Origin of the sequence: Butyrivibrio sp. (genome assembly GCF_015056685.1) — a bacterium.
Classification (GTDB): Bacteria; Bacillota; Clostridia; order Lachnospirales; family Lachnospiraceae; genus Butyrivibrio.
The window spans coordinates 1-21,935 of the sequence record NZ_SVFW01000004.1 but is presented as its reverse complement, the minus strand read 5'-3'; the positions used below and the strand labels follow the sequence as shown (position 1 = coordinate 21,935).

7 protein-coding genes are annotated in these 21,935 nt (G+C 39.5%); all 7 read left to right on the top strand.

Annotation, left to right across the window (positions count from 1 at the left end):
* Positions 1-22: 22 nt before the first annotated feature.
* The 7 genes from E7303_RS02100 (at position 23) to E7303_RS02070 (ending at position 21,003) form a co-directional block, all read left to right on the top strand.
* Complete coding sequence (locus E7303_RS02100) at positions 23-1,048, top strand: NAD(P)H-dependent glycerol-3-phosphate dehydrogenase (RefSeq protein WP_292143621.1); 1,026 nt, start codon at positions 23-25, stop codon at positions 1,046-1,048.
* 23 nt (positions 1,049-1,071) lie between these two features.
* The gene (locus E7303_RS02095) at positions 1,072-2,370 is read left to right on the top strand and encodes a sensor histidine kinase (RefSeq protein ID WP_292143620.1); all 1,299 of its coding nucleotides are present in this window, start codon (positions 1,072-1,074) and stop codon (positions 2,368-2,370) included.
* Positions 2,367-3,161, top strand: a complete 795-nt coding sequence (locus E7303_RS02090; protein ID WP_292143619.1) for a LytR/AlgR family response regulator transcription factor — start codon at positions 2,367-2,369, stop codon at positions 3,159-3,161. The genes E7303_RS02095 and E7303_RS02090 overlap by 4 nt, the downstream gene beginning before the upstream one ends.
* A gap of 288 nt (positions 3,162-3,449) precedes the next feature.
* The gene (locus tag E7303_RS02085) at positions 3,450-15,521 is read left to right on the top strand and encodes a Cna B-type domain-containing protein (protein WP_292143618.1); all 12,072 of its coding nucleotides are present in this window, start codon (positions 3,450-3,452) and stop codon (positions 15,519-15,521) included.
* 12 nt (positions 15,522-15,533) lie between these two features.
* A complete protein-coding gene (locus E7303_RS02080; RefSeq protein WP_292143617.1) occupies positions 15,534-16,319 on the top strand; it encodes a class B sortase in 786 nt (261 codons plus the stop codon).
* Between the two features lie 420 nt (positions 16,320-16,739).
* On the top strand, positions 16,740-20,363 hold the full coding sequence (locus E7303_RS02075) for a putative Ig domain-containing protein (RefSeq protein ID WP_292143616.1): 3,624 nt from the start codon (positions 16,740-16,742) through the stop codon (positions 20,361-20,363).
* Between the two features lie 157 nt (positions 20,364-20,520).
* Complete coding sequence (locus E7303_RS02070) at positions 20,521-21,003, top strand: NUDIX hydrolase (protein WP_292143615.1); 483 nt, start codon at positions 20,521-20,523, stop codon at positions 21,001-21,003.
* Positions 21,004-21,935 lie beyond the last annotated feature (932 nt).

The window sequence follows — 21,935 nt, the reverse complement described above, 5'->3', positions numbered from 1 at the left end:
TAAGACTTATGGGAGATTAGACTTGGACAATCAACAAATTGGGGTCATAGGAGCAGGTAGCTGGGGAATAGCACTTGCGTATCTTTTAGCAAATAATGGACATGATGTTACTGTATGGTCACGGAGTGAATCTACAGTAGAAAAACTTAAGAATTATCATGGTAATGAAGACAAGCTTCCGGGAGTTAAGCTTCCTGAGAGCGTTGAATATACTTCAGACATGAAGGCGGCAGTTGAGAATAAGGATATTTTGGTTTTAGTTGTTCCATCTGCACATCTTCGCGAGACTGTAAAGCTTATGAAGCCTTTTATAACAGGTGATGATGAGCATAAGAAGATAATAGTCAACTGTACAAAGGGAATTGAGGATGACACACTTATGGTCATGTCAGATGTTATCCTTGATGAAATTCCGGGATGTGATGTATGTGTTTTATCAGGTCCTTCTCATGCAGAAGAAGTTGGAAAGGGACTTCCAACATCAATTGTTGTTGGAGCTTTTGAGAAAGATATCGCAAGATATGTACAGAACGTATTTATGAATAATGTTTTCAGGGTATATATTAGCCCTGATATGCTTGGAATAGAAATTGGTGCAGCTCTCAAAAATGTTATTGCCCTTGCTGCAGGAATGGCTGATGGATATGGACTTGGAGACAATGCCAAGGCGGCCCTTATCACAAGAGGAATTGCTGAGATTGGGCGTCTTGGAATGGCAATGGGCGGAAAGTTTGAGACCTTTAGCGGACTTTCAGGAATTGGTGACCTTGTAGTTACCTGCGCTTCAATGCATTCAAGAAACAGGAGAGCAGGTATTCTCATAGGACAAGGGAAAACCTATCAGGAAGCCATGGATGAAGTTCATATGGTTGTAGAAGGTGTATATAGCGCCAAAGCTGCTCTTAAGCTTGCTCAGAAGTATGAAGTGGAGATGCCTATCGTACAGGCAGTAAATGACATATTGTTTAACAATAAAGCACCGGGGGATGCACTAAATGACCTGATGCTTAGAGATAAGAAGATAGAGAACAATTCACTGGATTGGTAGCATTTAAGTAACCGGGGGCTTTTATGGCATATATAAATGCTTATCTTCAGTTTTATACAGCGATCATCATGTCATTGATCTTGATTGGTAATCTTATGCATGGTTTTCGTAATGTTGAAAAGAGCGTGAAGGTTTTTTACCTTATGCTTTCTTTTGATGTGTTAATGCTAGTGGCAGGTAGTTTGGATAACTACCTGCTTTTGTCATATTCAGAAGATAAATTTATTCTTGAAGCTTTAGCTTCAGGTATTAGTGATTTTGCATATTTTATGGTAATAGGTCACTTTACTTTGTACCTTGATCTTTATGACAGACCGGCCAGTTATAAGGCAAGTATATGGGCCAAAGCATCTGTCATGATAGGCGTTGTGATGGGAGAATTTTGGTTCATTACAGGCTTTACGGGCGGTATATATACACAAAGTGCTGATTCTCTTACTCCGGGACCTTTGTACTATATAGGTCAGTTTGGAGGATATCTCATTACGGCTATTATGATTGGAATATTTATAAGCAGGCTAAAGACTTTTAAGAAAAGTGAGTCCTTTGCCTTCGTTATTTTTATTGCTGGGCCTCTTTTTGGGTCACTCCTTAGAGGTTTTTTTAAAGACATAATCCTTATGCCTCTAATGGTAACTCTTACTTTAGTCGTAATTCAGATATTTGTTCAGGCGGAAAAAGAACTGCTTATTAAGCAGCAGGAAATTGAGCTGTCTGAGATAAGGACAGATCTTCTTATGAGCAGGATGAAGCCTCACTTCATTTATAACGTATTAAATACCATTTATGTTCTTTGTGACAGTTCTGTGGAAGATGCGCAGCAGGCCATAGCTATGTTTGCAAAGTATCTTAGAACAAGTATGGTCGATCTGGAAAGCCACAGACTCATACCTTTTGAAGATGAGCTGGAGCATGTAAAAAATTACCTTGCAATAGAAAAAATCCGTTTTGGAGATAAGCTTGAAACAATATTTGAGGTAGAGACAAAAGATTTTATGCTTCCTCCACTTGCACTTCAGGCGCTTGTTGAAAATGCGGTTAGACATGGCATTGAAAAGAATCCTTACGGTGGGACAATCAGTATATTTGTAAAAAAGGATTTGAAAAACATAAACGTAATAGTTGTTGACAATGGTGTAGGTTTTGATTCGTCAATAGAACTAAAGACTGAGAAAAAGAGCGGTACCAGAAAGCATGTAGGAGTATACAGTGCTTCATACAGATTAAAGAGTCTTTGCAATGGAAAACTTTTGATAGATAGTAAAATAGGTGAAGGAACAACTGCTACCATTATTATTCCAATTGAGGGAAAAGAAAAATGAAAATTCTGGCAGTAGACAATGAGGAAATCGCCCTTAGAGGGCTATGTAAAGCAATAAAGCAGGCACTTCCTGACGCGGAGATATTCTCTACTCAAAATAGCAGCGAGGCTTTAAGCATGGCACTTCACTGCGATCCTGCAGTTGCATTTTTGGATATTGAGATGCCCAAGGTAAATGGACTTGAGCTGGCAAAACAGCTAAAGAAGGAAGTAAATCCCAAGATCAATATCATTTTTACAACCGGATATAATGAGTACATCGAGGAAGCATTTACTAAATTAAGAGTAAGTGGCTACCTGATGAAGCCGATTACCAAAGACATGATCATTGATGAAATTGATAATCTGCGTTATCCTCAGGAACTAAAGTGGGAAGGCAGAATAAAAGCACGGTGCTTTGGATCCTTTGAACTCTATGTGGACGAGCTTCCTGTGATGTTTCATTACAACAAGACAAAAGAGTTGTGCGCTTATCTAATAGACCATAGAGGAATGTGTTCTATAGGAGAATTACAGGATAAGTTATGGGAAGATGACCATAAGGCATCAGAACACAAATCCTATCTCCAAAACATGATAAGTGATCTTAACAAAACTCTCACAGATCTTGGTTGTAACGACATTGTACTACGAAAATATGGCTCAATTGGCATCGACTCCAACAAGATTGATTGTGACTATTACGCTTACATCCAGGGAAACCCTGCAGCAATCAATGCCTTTCGTGGCGAATATATGTCCCAATACTCCTGGGCCGAAAAGACTTTGGCAACCCTTGTCTTTACAGAGTAGAACAAACCTCCCTATATGGGAGGTCTTTTTATGCTGTAAAGGAGGAAATGAATTTTTCAGTTTTTTTTACGGTTTTTTTAGAGATTCGTGATATTTTGTTTCTGCTTTGTGACATTTGAGTGACAGTTTAGTTGCTAATATGTTGGTGAGGGGAAAACTATATATGGCGCAGTAGCGCTTATTTTACAAGATTTTTATTGCTCATAGAAAGCATACGGGAGTAGGTGTGTTTTCTATGTTTTTTTATATCATAGGAAATTGCTTCCTATGATTTATGAGGAAGTGTTTATGAGAAGAAATCTATTATCCAGAGGAATTGCTATTACGCTTAGTGCGGTGCTTTTTCTTAGCAGCGTGGACTTCAGGGTTTTTGCTGAAGGTGAGCTGGAGTCCAAAGAAGAAAAAAAGAAGATCATAAAGATTGAAGAGCTTGATGAAGATATACTTAATCAGACTCTTGATTTTGGTGCAGAAGAAAATGAAATATCTTTCCCGGATGCACTAAATGTCACTGTGTCTTATGAAGAAGAACAGGAAATAAAGGTAAGAGTCGAAAAGACGGAAAAGTCAGCAAATGAGGCATCTTCAGCTGCAAGCAGCGGCATGTCTATAGATGAGAGTGCATCGGCTTCATCTTCAGGAATCGAGGATGAAGAATCAGCAAACAGTGCAAGTACTGAAGCCAGCACAGACAGTGCATCTGAAGGAAGCGTTGCAGAAGATGACGGAAATAGTGAAGAAAAGAGTCAGCAGACTGGAGATGTAAATACAGACAGCGTTCCTGAAATAGATCCAGAAACTGAGAATACATCTGAGAATCCAAATGATGATACTGAAGGTAAGAAGGATGAGGAAATTGAACCTGAACAGACAGATGATGAAGAAGCAAGTGATTCGAACAATGAGGATATAGATGAGTCTCAGAATGATGAGAACGAAGAAAGTAATGAAGATGGAAATAATGAAGGCGATGAATCAAGTGGCATAGATGAAGGACAGGATTCTGCCATGCTTAACAGGCTTTTCCCTGTTCTAAAAGTCTATGCAGCTTCTGATATTTCAGATTTAGAAAAATCTGATGAGAGCTCAGTAGATAATAGCCTAGTTGAAACGGTTGATACTGAAGAAGCTGAAGAAATATTTGAAGACGAGGAAGGCTTTTATAAACTTGTAAAACAAACACTTACTGTAGAGGAAGAAGTAACTATAGAAGGCATTATATGGGAACTGGATAAAGAAAACAGTTCTTTTGACAGGTTCGATTCTGATAAAGCAGGTGCAGAGTATAAATATGTACCTGTATTTCCTGATGAGTACATCCTTGAGACTGAAGCTCCTGTTATCTCAGTTATTATAAATGAGAAAGAAATAATCTATGAGTACATGGTTCTGGAAAATGGCGGAGTTAAGGTTGAAGGAACCCTTCCTGAAGGAGCAGAGCTTATAGTAACTGAAATATCAATGGATGAAGCAAAAGATCTTTTTGCAGAAAATGAGAGAGAAGTTGTTTATGCGGTTGATATTTCTGTAGTTTTGGACGGAGAAGAGATTGAACTTGATGATACTGTAAAGGTTACTATTACGCCTCCTGGCAGTATTGATACAGATAGCCTTAAAGCAGATGATTTCCAACTTATACATGTAAAAGAAGAAAACGAAAAAGAAATAGTTGATACGGAAGTGGATACTGAGGGAAATGTCAAATTTGAAACTGACAGCTTTTCTCCATATGGATTTACTGTTTTAAAAGCAGCTCCGACCACCTATGATGTTGAATTTGCACCGGGAAAGACTTTTTCTCAGAATGTTCACGTAGTCTTTTCTGATGCTTCGCTCATAGTTGGAAATGAGTCAAAGGTCACATTAAAGCTCTACGGAAATATTGAAGGGAAAGATATAAAAAAGGAAGATTCTGAACTGTCTTCTGAAGTTATTTTGATATCCTCCAAGGAGCAGACTGTAAATGGAATCATTGATGATGGAAGCGGTAATACAACAGCTTCTGTTGATTTTTCTTTTACCGATATACCTGTTTATGTAGATAAAGGAAGCGGTGCAGCACCTGAAGGAAATGGACAGTATTCCATACCTTCGGGCTTTTATGGTATTCAGATTGAAACAGCTGATGGCTACTCTGTTTCTAAAGGCCTTATAGGAAGTGACACATATTTTGTGCTTTCTCCTGAAAGGGATATAAATGACGCAACATGGTCAACGTCGACCATAAGTATTGAAAATAAGATTTTGGCCCTTGTAAATCCGTTATTTACCGTGGACTGGCAGGATAACAGAAACTATGCGGATCTAAGACCTTTTACAACGAGTACATCAATTGATGGAAATGAGGCTGCAATAGCTGCTGCCGTGGAGCTGTATTACAAAAATGGAGATACATATGAAAAAGTAACAGCCTCTTCACCTATTTTAGTATCACCGGGATCAAATGTTCCAACGGTAGTAGGAGGCCCATTTAGCTGGAGCATATCTTATTCCAAGCTTCCAATGTATATGTCAGATGGAACGACCAAATATGACTGGTACATCAAGCTTTCAGATGCATTTTATGATGGAAAAAAAGCTTACTATCAGATAAGCGGTTTAAATTCTGACGGATATCTAAACATATCTGAAAGTGGCGAAGATAAAGTAAGTCTTGTATTTACTAACAGCATAACAGGAACAATAACCTGGCGTGTTGGAGAAGCAGGAGAGGCCGCTGTTCCAACACTTCCTCAAAATTCGCTTTTTAGTGACGCTACTACAACTATGCATCTATATAGAGTAGTGGGAAGCAATGCTGTAGAAGAAGTTACATCAGGTTTTTCAATTGAATGGACAAAGACTACTGATTCAGAAGGAAAGACAGTGTGGTCTTACAGTATTACAGGGCTTCCGCTTTATAGCAGCGGTGATGCGATCCTTTACTATACTGTTATGACGACAACTTCAGATGCTGCCTTTAAATATACTTATGACAATGGCGTTGACAGTACTGAAACTGACAAGTGCCTCCCAGGGCAAAAGATATATGCTACAGCCATAGGCGATGCCACATTCACCTTTAAGAAGGTATGGTGCGACGATGGCGACAGCGATCAGGACAGCATAGATAGAAGAGCACTTGCAATTTCAAAAGGCATAACATTCTATTTGTGGAGATATCCAAGTAACGGAAGCCTTTCAGATGGAGCTCCTGTTACTTACAATGCAAAACAGTATTCATTTTCATTAGGTCAGGAACATGCAAATTCAAGTGAGATAACGTTTTCATTTGAAGACTTTGCAGGCAGTGCCATAAAGTTCCCCAAATTTGATGAAATGGGTTACACCTATAATTATTATGTGACAGAAGTTTCAAAGTCGGAGCTTTATAAAACAGTTTATTACAATGGACAAGGCTCTTTTGCGGGAGAGTCTTCTGATACTGTTGCCTTAAATAACGGAAGTGTATGTAATGTCAGAAATGCCAAGATTTCTCCTGCTGTCACCAAGCATTGGAATGTATCAGCAATAAGTGACTATGTGGGCTCTGACTGTACATTTACTCTTCAGAGGAAAGAAAGCACAGGATGGGTAGATGTTGATACCAAAACTCTTTCGGGATTTTCTTCAAGCAAGAAGAAAGTGTCGGGATCTTTTGCTGCCCAGGAATTATATGACAAGCTAGGTAAAAAATATGAATACAGAGTTGTTGAGTCCTCAGTTACTTCCGGAAGCAGAGTGGACGCGCAGTTTACTTCAGAATGGGAAGAGGATAGCTCTACGCCTGGAAAATACAGTGCTATTTATACACTTGGAGATTATACCTATAAAGCGGTCTCAACCTATGAAGCAACTGTAGAAGATGGAGTCGAGTCGGCCCAGGCAACAATTGTAAATAAGCTTTATGGAACAAAAAAGCTTTCCATGACTAAAACCTGGAGCGGAAGTTGGGGCATCGAAACAGAAAATGATAAGACAGGGGATGTGCCTTTAACACTTTACAGAGCAGTAGATGGTGGCAGTGCCTCAGTTTATGCCACAGTCATATTAAAAAAGCCTGACTCAACCAGTGCAACTTCTGGAACATTCACAATTCATTATAACGAAACTGATACTGATGAAAACAAAAGCTTTACTATAAATAAAATCACACCAACAAGTGGAAGTGCATACTGGACCTGGAAGACAGAGGATCTGACAGTTCCTGCCTACACAGAAGACGGACAGCAGTATGTATATACAATGACTGAAGGGAATATAGCGACAGAAGAAGGCTTCCATTACGGAAAAGAATATGACAAGACTGTTACCGGTAAGAGAATAGATCTGTCAGTTAGAAACTATACCGGTTCCCAGACGTCCAAAACAAGAATAGACGTGAGCAAGATCTGGAAGGATGATTCAGATACATCACAGAGATCAAATATCACAGTTTATTTTGGTACTTATGATGATGCCGGAGAATTTACACAGGTTTATGAAGGTGGAGATACTACAAAGCCTTATAAACTGACTTTGTCAGCTGCCAGGGACTATGAAAATTACATCTGGGTTGATGGCAATGATTTCAAGGCTGAAGGGTCAGATGAAAATGCAGCTCAGGCTATTAAAAATCACCTTAGTATAAGTCTTATTGACGGTTATGGCAGAACTATAGTAGAGCCTACATATTCAAATAATTCCATAACAGGCGGAGTCATAACTGCTATTGAAGATGCCGGTAATACAGTAAAACCGGGTTATAAAGTCGGTATTGTCAGAAATGATACAGGTACAAACTTTACGATCACCAATACAAGAGTAGGAAGCAGAACTTTTACATTTAAGAAGATATGGGAAGATTCTGCAAATGTTCTTGGAAAAAGAGGTGATTTCCTTAGAGTTGCTCTTTTCAGAGAAGTTAATGATACCGAAAAGGAAGTCGCATTTAAAGATATCCCTACATATTCAGATGATGGAAAGACAACTCTTACAAGCGGTGATGCACTTACTGTTTCATTTACTAACAGTGGTAAGTATTATCCTGCATATGATGAGAATGGAAATAACTATATATACAGCGTAAAAGAGTTCATATGCACGGGAAATCCGCAGGCAGACGAAACTTTATGTGATGAAGACGGGAATGAGCCTGATTCAGCAAGCGTTGTAAAGACAGAGCTAAATATAAATGCCACAAAAGATACTACAACTACGGGATATGTTGTAGAAAAAGACAGCTCATCTCCAACCTATGAGCTTATTGATGGCGCAAATGATCTTGGATCCAGTGATGTGAAAACCATGCTCATGTCTGAGAGCTATGAATATAAAAATAAAGCTGCAGGTGAAAGAGGCGATGTTTCTTTCTATGTTATCTGGCATGATCATGCAAAGAGCAATGAAAGACCTGATATTTATTATACGCTGTATTATGACGGCGGTGAAAATGGTGCACTTATTCCATACACAGGTTCTTATACAGAGAGATGGGAAGATGTTGAAGCTGGAAATAAGTTTATCCAGAAAGCTATATTTAGCGGTCTTCCTGCTGCCGATGACAATGGTAATGTATACACTTACTATGTAACAGAAACCTTTAACAATGCCACATCCAAATATACAACAGAACATTATGAGGTACCATTAAGAAATGATGCTAATAACGACTATAATGACGCGGCTATAGAAATCGCTACAGTTGGAAGTGAAAAACAGCTCCTTGTTAAAGACGGCATTGCAAAGGATGAAAAAGTAGTTGATGGTAAATACTTTACAAAGGAGGATAGTTTTACCCTTACAAGTATTTCAGATACCGTAAGGGTCGAAGGAAAAAAGCTTTGGGTAGGTGTTCCTGACGGGATTCTGGTAGATAATCTTCCTCTGGCTTATATTTATCTATTCAGAGTAAGTGACTATGATACTTCCAAAAATGTTCCTGATGTTACGGGAATGGACCAGGAAGCAAAGATGGAAACATATAGGAATGGTGCAGTCGCTGAGATCAGTAGTGGTGATGGATCTAAGTCTCCACAGAATTTGAATAAGCTTAAGTCCATGTATGTATTTGGTACTTATAAGACTGATGATACTGTAGATACTTATGCAGAGTTCCCTAAGTATGACAAATTGGGGTATCTGTATACCTACAAGGTAAGGGAAGTTATTTACAACACCTTGGGAGAACATAATGAACTTCCGGCTGAAATCATGATTCCGCATTATTCCGATAATACGACGGATCTGACCAATCAGTATAAGCTTAATGAAGCTACAAATAAGCGTACATTTAAGATCATAAAAAACTGGGATATACAAAAGCAGACTTACCAGAAAGTTGTGGCAAAGGCAACCTTCAGGCTCTATAGAAAAGAGCTGGAATCCGATGGCCATGGATATGGACATACAGATGCAAGCGGAAGCTATGCAGATGATGCTAATGAGGCAGATAAAGGATCTTCAAAAGCAGCAGCTGCTGGCTTTGCAGGTCTTGATAGCGACGCACTTGAACTTCTTGATACCAAGCAGATTGCATATAATGCAGATGCATCGGAACAGGAAACTATCACCTGGGAGAACTATCCTATATTTGCTCCAAGCGGAAAGCTCTATGCATATTATGCAGTGGAGCTTACTGATGATATGCCCGGTTACGATGTAAAGTTGATCGGAGGCGGAGATGGAATAGCCACCACTGGAAATACTGCCATAAGCGGAAATGGATACGTGGGAGTTGCATTTGCTAATTCCGGAGTCAGCCTTGCAAGTACATCTGAAGCTAATTTAAAGACAGAGACATTTAAGAATACCTATAATCCAACAGGCTTTGATAAGATACAGTTTACAAAAGTATGGGAAGCTAAAAACTTTGATGGAACAACATGGAAAGAAATGCTTCCTAATGTATCAGATACTCAGGATGCACTTTCTTTTGAAGTATATGCCATTGCAAATACACAGTCAGGAAAGGGAAATCCGGATACAATTAATTTTACAGCTTCTGATTACAATATAGGAAAGACTGCCTCAGTGGATGGAACAACCTGGACTTATACTATTAGCTTTAAGGATAAATATGGTAACCCTATCGTTGCTCCGATTTACTCTGTCAATGGTAATCTTTATACATATTACGTAAAAGAGACACTTAATTCAGATTTTGTTAAGGCAAATTATAAAACGGTCAAGGATTTAGTTTATTCAAAGGCTAACAATGCCTCGGATAGTAACAATGCCTCGGATAGTATTCTTACACTTGGTAGTCTAAAGAACTCTTTAAAGGGCTCCTTTAGCATTCAAAAGATGTGGGATGATTACAGCAATGATTATGGAATGAGAGAAGGTTCCATTACTTTTGATGTATATTATCGCCTTGCTGGTAGTTCAAACTGGACTAAGTACAATAATAATAATAATAGTCCATATTCACTTAGCTCATCTTCAAAGTGGGCCAAAACATTAACCGGCCTGCCTGTTACTGCCAATAGCAATGGATCGTGTGGGGCAAACTATGAGTACAGGATCCGCGAAACAGGCATAGTAGACAAAAATGGGACTACTATTGAAGTTACAGAACCTGCAGATAATGCTCAAACTACCACATGGACTAAAAACGGCACAACAGAAACAGATACTGATACATATTGTACAACTGTAACAGCAGGTAACTATCAGGTATACAACCCATCAGATATAACAAGCATCAAGGGAACATCCCCAACTAAGAAGCTTGTTAATCAGCTTGATACATCAAGAGCTGTTGTAAGTCTTACTGTTACAAAAAACTGGAATGATGACAGTGATAAATATGGTCTTAGACCAACACGTATTTATGTGAAAATCCAGAATTCAAAGGATAATGGAACGACTTGGGAAGATGTAACAACAAAGGAAATAACAAATTCAGAGCTTGTTGCAGGTACCGATACCTGGAGTAAGACATTTGAGAATCTCCCTAAGTTCCATGGAACTGGAGATAATGATACTTATCTCTACCGTGTTGTAGAAACAAAAATAGGTAGTACCGATACTGCCGGCACATTTCCGGAATCAAGTGGCGGGTCATATTCTATAGTTCATTCTATAAGTAGTGATACAAATGGAAACTTTACTACTACAGTGACCAATACACTTGTACCTATGGATAAGTCGATCAGGGTATTGAAGCGTTGGAATGCAGACTCTTCTGATGCAACAATAAAGGTAGCTCTTTTTAGTAATAACTATACGGGAGGTGCCCCGTCCTCAGCTGCACCTACGCAGATATCAAATATCGCAGAGATAACATTAAGTAACGGCGCAGAGTACGAGTATGCTGGTCTTCCTAAGTTTAATAAAGACGGTCAGCTTATAACATACTATGTAAAAGAGACAACAACAGGCAATTTCAAAACTCAATACCTGTCAGGCTCCGGAGATACCTGGCCTACAGGAACAGCGACAGATGCGCTTCAATTTACATCAAGCGATATCACAAATGATTTCAGAGTTGTTGCAGTTAATACTCCTCTTACTAAGGTTACAGGAAGCAAAGTTTGGGATGATGAAAATAATAAATATGGAATAAGGCCTGCCAGTCTTGTTCTGACTCTTCAGAGTAAAACAGAGAGCGGTGACTGGACTACTGTTACCGGGAAAACTGTAACATTAAATACTGCAAATAACTGGACAGGAAGTATAAGTAGTCTTCCTTTATATGTACTATCAGATGGTACAAGTCCAGTTAAGTATCAGTATAGACTTGCTGAGCTATCTACTCCAAATGCATATACCAGAGATACATCGGTTTCAGCATTTTCTGATACAGATGACTACGGATATAGCTATGATGGAAGTTCTGATTCACAGCAAAAGAGCTCTGTAACAAACCATCTTATAAAAAGAACTGATGCAGAGGCATTAACAGTTCAGAAGGTCTGGAATACAAACAGCACTTCTGACATAAAAGAGGTAACAATAAGGCTTTTATCAAAGAATTTAAGTACAGGTGCGGATTCGACAACAGGCACACTTTCTGTGGTTCCGGGATGTGAAGTTACAATTTCCGGTAATGACACACATGTATTTAATGGGCTTCCTAAATACAATAAGACCGGAAATGAGATTATTTACTATGTAGAGGAAACAGCAAATTCTGCATTTGATACTGCCTATTATATAGAGTCTCAGGAAGGCTTTACAAAGGTTTCAAAGGCAGCAGCAAAGAGCAGTGGAACAGGCTCTTTTGCCTATAAGATTGTTAATACTCCTCTTACAAGTATCACAGGAACAAAGATATGGTCTGATGATAGTAATGCCTATGGCCTTCGCCCTAATAGCGTAAGCCTGACACTTCAAAGAAGAGCAGGAAATGACACTTGGGAAAATGTAGAGGGCCAGAGCGCGAAAGAGGTTAATCAGGCTGGAAACTGGAAGGCAACTGTAAGTAATCTTCCTCTGTATGAACTTTCAGATGGCAGCAGTCCTGTTAAATACCAGTACAGACTGGCTGAGCTTACAACACCAAGCGCATATACAAGGGATAAGAGTAAGGATGCATCTGAATTTACTGGTACTGATAACATCAGCTATGTATATGGTGGAAGTGACACAGCGCAGACAAGTAGTGTAACAAACTTCCTTATTACAAGAACTAATCCGCTTACTGTTGAGAAAATTTGGAACACGAATAATACAGCTGATAAAAATAATGTGACTGTAAATCTGTATTCCGGTAATTTTACAAGTGGTGATGATAATCCGGATGCGCTTTTACCTGTTAAGCATGGAACAGTCGCTATGCAGAGGGTTCTTACAGGTACTCCTGACTGGAAGAGCACATTTGAAGATCTTCCACTTGTCAATAAAGATGGAAAGACAATTGTTTACTATATTTCTGAGACAGAAGGAAGTTCGTTTACAACAGAATACTATGTTTATAATGGCAGCTCTTTTGACAAGGTAGATAAGATAAATGTTAAGAGCAGCGGCGCAGATGAACTTAAGACTCAGATTGTCAACACTCCTCATGGAAGTGCATCTGTTGAAAAGAAATGGAGTGATGGCAACAACAAGTATAAGACAAGGCCTGATAGTATATTTGCAAAACTTCAGAGGAAAGCTGCTGATGAAACTATATGGGCAGATGTAACTACTGCGCCTTTAATTGAATTAAATGAAGGTAATAGCTGGAAGGGCTCTGTAGATGATCTTGTTCTCTACAAAGATTATAATGGCACTTCACCTGTTAAATATGAATACAGGTTTATAGAGACTGATTCCACAGGAGCGCCGTATGTTCCGCTTGGTTACAGCCTTGTATCTGCAGCATCTGATTATATTCAAGAAACAACAGGAGATGAGAGCGGATATATAACTTCTTTTGATGAGACTACAGATACCTATAAAACTGTAATAACAAATACTCTTATTACAAAAGATGTTACTGCAATAAAGCACTGGGAAGACGAGTCTGATTCTCACGGCATAAGACCATCCATGATAAGGCTCTTTGTAACTGAAGATACGGAAGTAGCTACTAACTCTGGTGCTTTTAACAGCGAAGTTTTAGGCGGTGTTTCAGTCGTTAATCCATATGGCGAAAATCCTATCATGCTTGATACCCCAAAGCAAAGGGATGATGACAATACCTGGGTCTATGTATTTGAGGGACTTCCAAGATATGTTTATGGAAACGGAGCGCCGCAAAGTGTTACGGAAATTGTCTATAAAGTCTCTGAAGATACAGAATATGACTATGGAGATGGCTTCATACTTAAAAACTACTATGAGACAACAGCCGTAAGAACAGGTGATACAACAGATATTACCAATACTGCTATGGAAAATGACGGAAGTCTCATTATTGAGAAGGTCATTGAACAGGATCCTACAACATATGGATTTAAGTTTGAAGTGTCACTGGTAAGGCCGGATGGAAATAAGGTGCCGTTTAATGGTAAATACTATCTGTATAGTGCATCTGATGTGACCGGAATTACAGACTTAGAGCTTAGGAATGATGCTTTTGCAGATACGAGTGCCTATACACGAAGCTCAGCCCTTGAATCTACAGATGGAATTGTGAGAGTGGCAGCAGGACAGGTAGCAGTTTTGGTTGGAATCAATTCCAGATACACCTTTGAAGTTACTGAAAATCCATCATATGTAGGATATGAAGTAACTAAGGTTAATAATGGAAGTGATGAAGTAATATATTCTGTTTCTGATAGTCCTACAGGAAGAAGTATTACTATCACAGGTTCAACCGGAGCTACATATATTGAAGAAGATACAGGTAAGGGCGGATATTATGGATTTGCATCCGGAGCTATAGCGGATAAAGATAGTGATCCTTGCCATGTGATATTTACAAATTCTATTTTTGATCCGGGATCACACTATCTTAAAGTTGAAAACACAACTGAAGCTATTACTGATGATGATGGCAATGTTGAAACAGGCGGTGAAGTAAAGACATATAAAAAACTCGTTGCTGTAGACAGAGAAAATGAAGGCTTCATAAATGATGATGATAAGTCCTATACTTACGTCAATGATGCGACGCCATTTATTGAAGAGGCTATGTCTGTTGAGTTTAAGCCTGATGAAGCTAATGGATATAAATATTCAGATACTCTCACAGTTGGATGGTGGGATCAGGCAGGTGACTATTACAGCGTAGATATTTCAGGTTATGTTTATACAAATGAAGAAGGTAAGCAGGAGCCATATACAGGTACTTTGGTTAAAGATGATGAAGGAAATATCACAGCTTCATCAGAAGATATCTTAAGTGTATGGGGAAGCCTTCTTGAGAATGAGAACAGTCCTTTTAAGAATGTGACTATTCTTAGTGGTTCAGTTGTTGTTACACTTGCAAGTGACATTAATGATATGCCTGCTAAGACCCTTGTACAGGTTTCATTCGTGGCACCAGAGCCTGAACCGGATCCAGAGCCTGAAACGGATCCTGAATCAGATCCTGAACCAACGCCAACTCCTTTACCGACACCTACACCGACTCCGGAGCCAACTCCTGGACCAATGCCAACACCGACGCCTGTGCCGGAACCTACACCATCACCACTGCCTGTGCCAACTCCGCCAACTCCTACACCTGCGCCTTCTTCCAATTCGTCTGAAGATAGAAACAAGGATGAGGACAATAGTTCCGATAGCAGGAAGGAAGAATCATCGGATAATAAGAGCACGCCTGTATCTACTACAAAGAAACCAACTACAGATGCTCAGATAGTTGATGATGACCAAAACAACCATATAGATGGAAGTCAAAAGGCAGGTGTAAGAACTTCTGATGATACTCCTGTTGGAACCTTATCAGCCCTGTTCCTTTTGTTTATGCTGGCATTTGCAGCTGTGCTTGCAACATACTTAAGAATCCGAAAGAAGAAATATTAAATGGATAACCCTATGAAAAGTAACAATCTGGAAAAGATTCTGAAAGTAGTATTGTTTTTGCTGCTTGCAGGAATGCTTGTAACCGGTAGTATGCTTATCAGATATGCTATCGGTTATAAGAATGACAGAACACAAAATGAAGCCATAAAGACAATAGCTTATAAGGCAGCATCATCAGGTGCTGCCTCAATAAGCACAGTTGAAATATCGGGTGATGAAAAAGCTTTTAACCCGATTGATTTTGCTGCCCTAAAGGAAATTAATCCCGATATTGTAGGATGGATAAGTGCCTGCGATGGTGAGATTGATGGTCCCATTGTGCAGGGGACAGATAACAGTTTTTATCTGAATCATAGATTTGATAAATCTGAGGGAAATGTTGGTGCTTTTTTTGCTGATAGTTCTTTTACTCCAGCGTTTGATAGTCTGCTCACAGTAGTATATGGGCACAACAGAAAAGATGGTAGTATGTTCCATCCCCTTCTTCAGTATAAGAGCGAAGACTACTACAAAGAACATCAGGATTTTGTTGTATATACAGAAAAAGAAGTTATTACCTATCATGTCTTTTCTGCTTATTTTGCCGATAATGATGAGGCTTTCGGAGGAGATTATGAAGAGGCAGCACTAAACGGCATTACCATGGAAAAAATAAAAGAAATGTACACAAAAGCAATGGAGAAATCTCTGTATTACATCATGTATATTCCTGATACAAGCGATATTATTATACTGAGTACCTGTGAGTATTCAGGCAGTAATAACAGAATGGTTGTATATGGGGTAAGAGAAAGATAACATATACTAAATCAATAAAAAAGAACGTGATAACGATATTATATAATCGCCACGAACGTTATAATGTGATAAAATAAATATGTCGCATGTAATGGAATGTATTTTAGGGGGTTGCACCAGATGATGCAAAGAAATACAATCGTTGACAGCACAGCACAGCACAGCACAGCACAGCACAGCACTAGCTGATACACTAAACTCATGCTGCGCTATACGCTTGCATTCATTAAGTGTACAGCTATGGCTCGCACTAAATTCGGACTGCGTCACAGACTTGTCCTCATTAAGTGCTCTGCTCAAGCACAGCACACTTTATGATTTAATTAAAAAGATAAGAGATGGATAACCGTCAAAATAGACAGGTGTAATAGCCTGTCTGTTTTGGCGGTTTTTTATTATAAAAAATGAAAGGGGTATTTTATGAATCTAAAAAGCTCAAATCTATTCAGAAAAGTACTGGGCATCTTTCTTTCCGTGATACTTGTGGCAACACTGATGCCGGGGACTAAAATAGAAGTAAAGGCGGCAATTGGAACAGGTACGCTATTTGTTGCGGGGGTAGATATTAAGGCTCAACCAGATCAGACTGTTAAAGTTGGCACGCCTGGAGTAATTAGCGGCACGGCTGTTCTTGATGATTCTGGGAATGTACCAGTTTTAACACTTACTGATTTTCAATATAAGGGAGCTGGGCATGTTTGTAACGAGATATACGAACAATACGCGCACAGCGCATTATGTGGTAATCTAAATATAGAGATAGAATTAGTTGGAGAAAATAAATTAGAATTAAATGATTACACTGGCACAAATGCTGAAAATGTGTGCATCTTTTTAAAATCTCCAGCAACAATTTATGGATCTGGTAGTTTGGAAATCAAAAGTGGGAATGCGACATCTTCGAGTCGTGGATTGGATTTGAATGGCGCTACAACAATCAGTAATGTTACTATAACTAGTAACGCAGGAACTGGTTCTATTTCGAGTATTGGGATAAATGTGGGGAATCCACTAACAATACAAAATAGTACCATCAAGGGCATTGCAGGTGTAGCAACAAGTTATAATAGTATTGGAATTCATTGTACTACTTTAACGGTTGAGAATTCTATAATAGAAGGATACGGGAATACAGCTGGCTTTAATAGTTATGGTATTCAACCGAATGGTAGCATTAGTATCACAGATTCATCAACGATTATAGCTGTGGCTGGTTCAGGGGGAAGTGGTAGCTATGGTATATCAGGTAGTATAGAGATAAGCGGGGGTAAATTTATTGCATCAGGCTATATGAAACCAATCGGTGGAACAGTTAAGAACACAATGAAAGGCGTCGGCTGGACTGACACTGAAGGAACAACAGGTAAAACACCTATTGATGCGTCTGAAACTGCAAGGAATTTGGATTCAAGTTTAAAAAAGGTAAAATTCCCTGGGCATGAGCATAGTTTGACTTATTCAGCAAGCAGCGCAGTCATTACAGCAACTTGTGCTAATACTGATGGAGAATGCGATCTTACAGATAATAAGGTTGATCTGACCATTGTTAAACCTGCAAGGACAACCTATGGTGGAACTGAGAGTGCAGCAGCTACTTTAACCGGGCTTAGCAATTTCAATTCTGCGACAGGAAAGTCCATTAGTGAAAATGATATTAAGTACTACAAAGCGACAAAGAGTGGAACAACTTATACTAAAACTGGAGATGCCCTTGCAGCAGCTCCTACAAAAGCAGGTGATTATGTTGCTGAGCTTGAACTTACAGGTGTAAAGACATCTGCGAGCGAAAGTGGAACAGTGACTGCATCTGTGGGATATACAATAGCTAAAAAAGCAGCAGATTCTTTATCAGAAGATGATGCAAAGGCAGGGATAACTATTGACTATACTGCTGAAACGGTAACCCCAGGTAACGGGTTTGATATTTCATTAAATGGTACAGATAAAGAGACTACTCTTCCAGCAAGCATTACTGAGCAGTTAAATGGTGATGCACCAAAGATCTATGTAAGAAGGGCAGAGACAGATGATGTTGCAGCCGGTGACTGGGTCGCTGTTTCGCTTGTAGCCAGACCCGATGCCCCTACAGGTCTTTCAGCAGATGGTGCAAGTACAGCAACTGCAACCGATGGTAAGATAAATGGAACAACTTCTGCAATGGAATACTCAGAAGATAATGGCACTACATGGAAAACTGCTTCGGATACGGCTACTACTGTGAAAGCCGGAACATATCTTGTAAGAATTAAGGCAACAACTGATGCTCCTGCAGGAAAAACAGTTGAAATAACAGTTGATAGTAAGCAGATAATTTTAGCAGATGATCAGAAGCCAACAGCTATAACAGGGCTTGTTGCTACCGGTAGTGAGCAGACTCTTTTAAATGAACCTGAAAGAGCAGTAACCGGAGGAACGATGAAATATGCGATTAGTGACAGTGCAACTACAGCACCTACCTCTGGCTGGAGTACATCAATTCCTAAGAAGGCTGATGCAGGAACATATCACGTATGGTATAAGGCAGTAGCTGATGATGATCATTTGGATTCAGAACCCGGAGTCATTGATGTTACTATATCGGATAAGCCTGAAGTTAAGTTTGACGTAACAACAATGGAACTTTCCGAGGGCGGAACAGGAACAATTACAGCAACTGTAGTACCATCTGATGCAACAATTACCTGGAAATCAGATAGTGAATCTGTTGCAAAAGTTGATAGTAACGGTAAGGTAACTGCAGTTGGAACCGGAACTGCCAAGATCACAGCAACTATTACCGTAGGAACAACTGAGTATAAGGCAGAGTGCACGGTAACAGTTACGGGCTCAGCTCCAAGTGAAACTGTTCCGGAGATATCTATTTCAGATCTTTCAGAAGCAACAGAAGGAGAGGCCTATAACCAGACACTTACTGCAAATGGAGCGCAGCCTATTACCTGGGCAATCACAGCTGGATCACTTCCTGATGGTCTGGCACTTGAATCAGATACGGGTGTCATAAGTGGAACTCCGACAAGCACAGGAACAAGCGTATTTACTGTAACAGCAAGTAATTCATATGGCAGTGTGTCAAAAGAATTATCAATTACAGTTCAGGCAGGAAACACATATGTTGATCAAGATGGAAGCGCTCCTGATAATGAAAAGACTTCTGTAGAGAATGACCCTGCTGAGGTGCGTGCATTAGTATCAGGGGTTACTCCTGTTGATGAAAGTGATACGGTAAGACTTATCCTTAATACTGACAGTAAGGACGAGGGAAACTTATCAGACGATGAAAAAGAGGCTGTTGATACCATTAAAGGAATGGCTGAAGCAAATGGTCTTACAATCGGAAGCTTTGTAGACCTTACTCTTATATATGAAGTTACAGATGCAAACGGTGCCACGAAGGCAAGAGATACGATAAAAGAGACATCAACGCCAATAAAAGTTAAGTTCCCGATACCATCTGGACTTCAAAAATCCGGAAGACTGTTTTCTATTTTCAGATTTCATGACTCAGGAGCAGAAATAATAGGAACAGGCTCAGGGGATGCTGTAGACGTAGATACAGATAAGTTTTCTATGTATGCAATTGCTTATGAAGACGGTGCAGCACCAGCAGAAGATAGTGAAAAGAAGGTAGTAAGACCTCATACCCATACATATGCGTGGGACAAAGTTGAGGCTACAGAAGACAGAGATGGTGAACTTAGATATCAATGCACAGAGTGCTACGATATTCTTGTGAGAGTTCCACTATCTGCATATTACGTTTTTAATGCCAATACAGTAGACAAGATTGCAAAAGCAAAACAAGGCGAGACAGTTAAGATAACCACCGACAGATGGATCTCTTTCCACAAGATGGTATTTGATGCACTTGCTGCAAGACCAGACGTAAGCCTTGAAGTAAGCTTCCTCGACGGAGAATACAAAGGAAACCGCATATCCTTTACCATCCCGGCAGGAGCAGATTCAAGTGATCTCTTTACCGAGAACAATTTTGCAGGGTTTATGTATCTTGGCAACAAGTATGGATTAAAGGCTGAAGAAGAATAATTATTTTTTACATTAGTAGATAATAAATGAGAAGCCTGATATATAAGGCAGAAATATAATCGCTTAAGAAAGGGCGTTGTTTGGCAGTAATAATTCTGTTAAACAGCGCTTCTTTTTGATATAGTTGAAATATGTTTGTTGGAGGGAGTGTTTGGATATGAGTATGGACATGACAGTGCCATGTGACAATGGACTTATAAACATCAGAGTAGGAGCAATCATTCTTAAGGATGGAAAATTCCTAATGGTCGGGAATAATATCAGACCGGAGTATTTGTATTCTGTAGGCGGCAGAATTAAGTTCGGAGAAACTGCTGAGGAAGCGGTAATCCGAGAAGTATATGAAGAGACCGGTGTCCGCATGGAAGTGGACAGGCTTGGATTCATAAATGAAAACTATTTTTATGGGGACGCAGAGTCTAATCTCGGAAAGCTGATATATGAGATATCTTTCTTCTTTTACATGAAAGTACCTGAGGACTTTGAGCCGGAGTGTAACAGTTTTACCGAGGATGATCATGAAGAGTTTCTTAAGTGGATTGCACCTGATGATCAGGTTAAGTTTTATCCGGAGTTTTTCAGAACAGAATTGCTGCATCCTGTAAATGTGGTTAAGCATTTTTTGACGGATGAGCGTTGAAATCAGAGAAAACAGTTTTTTTGACGAGTTTAATTCAAATGAAGCTGGCGCAGAATATAAGTATGTAAGAGAGATACAATAAAAAACAATTATAATAAGAGATGGATAACCGTCAAAATAGACAGGTGTATTTGCCTGTCTATCTTGGCGGTTTTTATATGTAAAAGTAATTTATTGGCTGGGTACGCCACCATTGACTGAACCTGAGGAAAACGCCCTACCAGCCCTGCCGACGGTGAGGATGATGGGAACAGTAGATATCTCGCACCGTCGATTTCAGCATTGTAGCGTTTTTCTCAGAACCCGTCAACGGCAAGCACCTTCGGTGTGGCTGATTTTAATTGCCTCAGGCTCTGAATCCGAGAACAGTAGGGGACTAATTTTAAGGTAACATGGGCGGGCAGCTTTTTCATGCTACATGCTGAAAGTGGGGCTAAAGGTAGTTTGTATTTGTCCACTCTATAAGTAATAGTTTAAAGAGCGCTACTGTATTACTTTGGGCATATAGCTAGTTTTCACTAGATCGGCCACCCGTAATAAAACCTTTTTTGGGCTCATAGCCTGATTCCAGGCTTGCAGCCACCCCTCACCATGACTTTTATCACAGGCGATTGGGTATATACGGTAATTATCCGTCCACAGCCACCTTTTTAACGGGTGGCCCGAGTCTTGAAATCGGCCTATATGCCCATTTGAACTTCATGAGGGGGGCTGTCCTCGCAAAAAGCTGCTATATGCCCAAAATAGTAAAAATCAGAGGTGGCTGGAAGCTTTCAAAAGCGCTATATGCCCAAAAGATTTATTTCTATTATGGATTGTTATACGGACGGAATGACCTTGTCACAGTGAAATGGGCATTATGTCCATATAATGGTGTAAATTGAAAAATTAATATAAAAGAGCCATGAATGCTCTATCCTGATTTAAAATGT

What these genes read in the sequence shown, in the direction of transcription:
- E7303_RS02090 (WP_292143619.1), top strand. Translation starts at nt 2,367, where the DNA reads ATGAAAATTCTGGCAGTAGACAATGAGGAAATCGCCCTTAGAGGGCTA.
- E7303_RS02085 (WP_292143618.1), top strand. Translation starts at nt 3,450, where the DNA reads ATGAGAAGAAATCTATTATCCAGAGGAATTGCTATTACGCTTAGTGCG.
- E7303_RS02070 (WP_292143615.1), top strand. Translation starts at nt 20,521, where the DNA reads ATGAGTATGGACATGACAGTGCCATGTGACAATGGACTTATAAACATC.
- E7303_RS02080 (WP_292143617.1), top strand. Translation starts at nt 15,534, where the DNA reads ATGAAAAGTAACAATCTGGAAAAGATTCTGAAAGTAGTATTGTTTTTG.
- E7303_RS02095 (WP_292143620.1), top strand. Translation starts at nt 1,072, where the DNA reads ATGGCATATATAAATGCTTATCTTCAGTTTTATACAGCGATCATCATG.
- E7303_RS02075 (WP_292143616.1), top strand. Translation starts at nt 16,740, where the DNA reads ATGAATCTAAAAAGCTCAAATCTATTCAGAAAAGTACTGGGCATCTTT.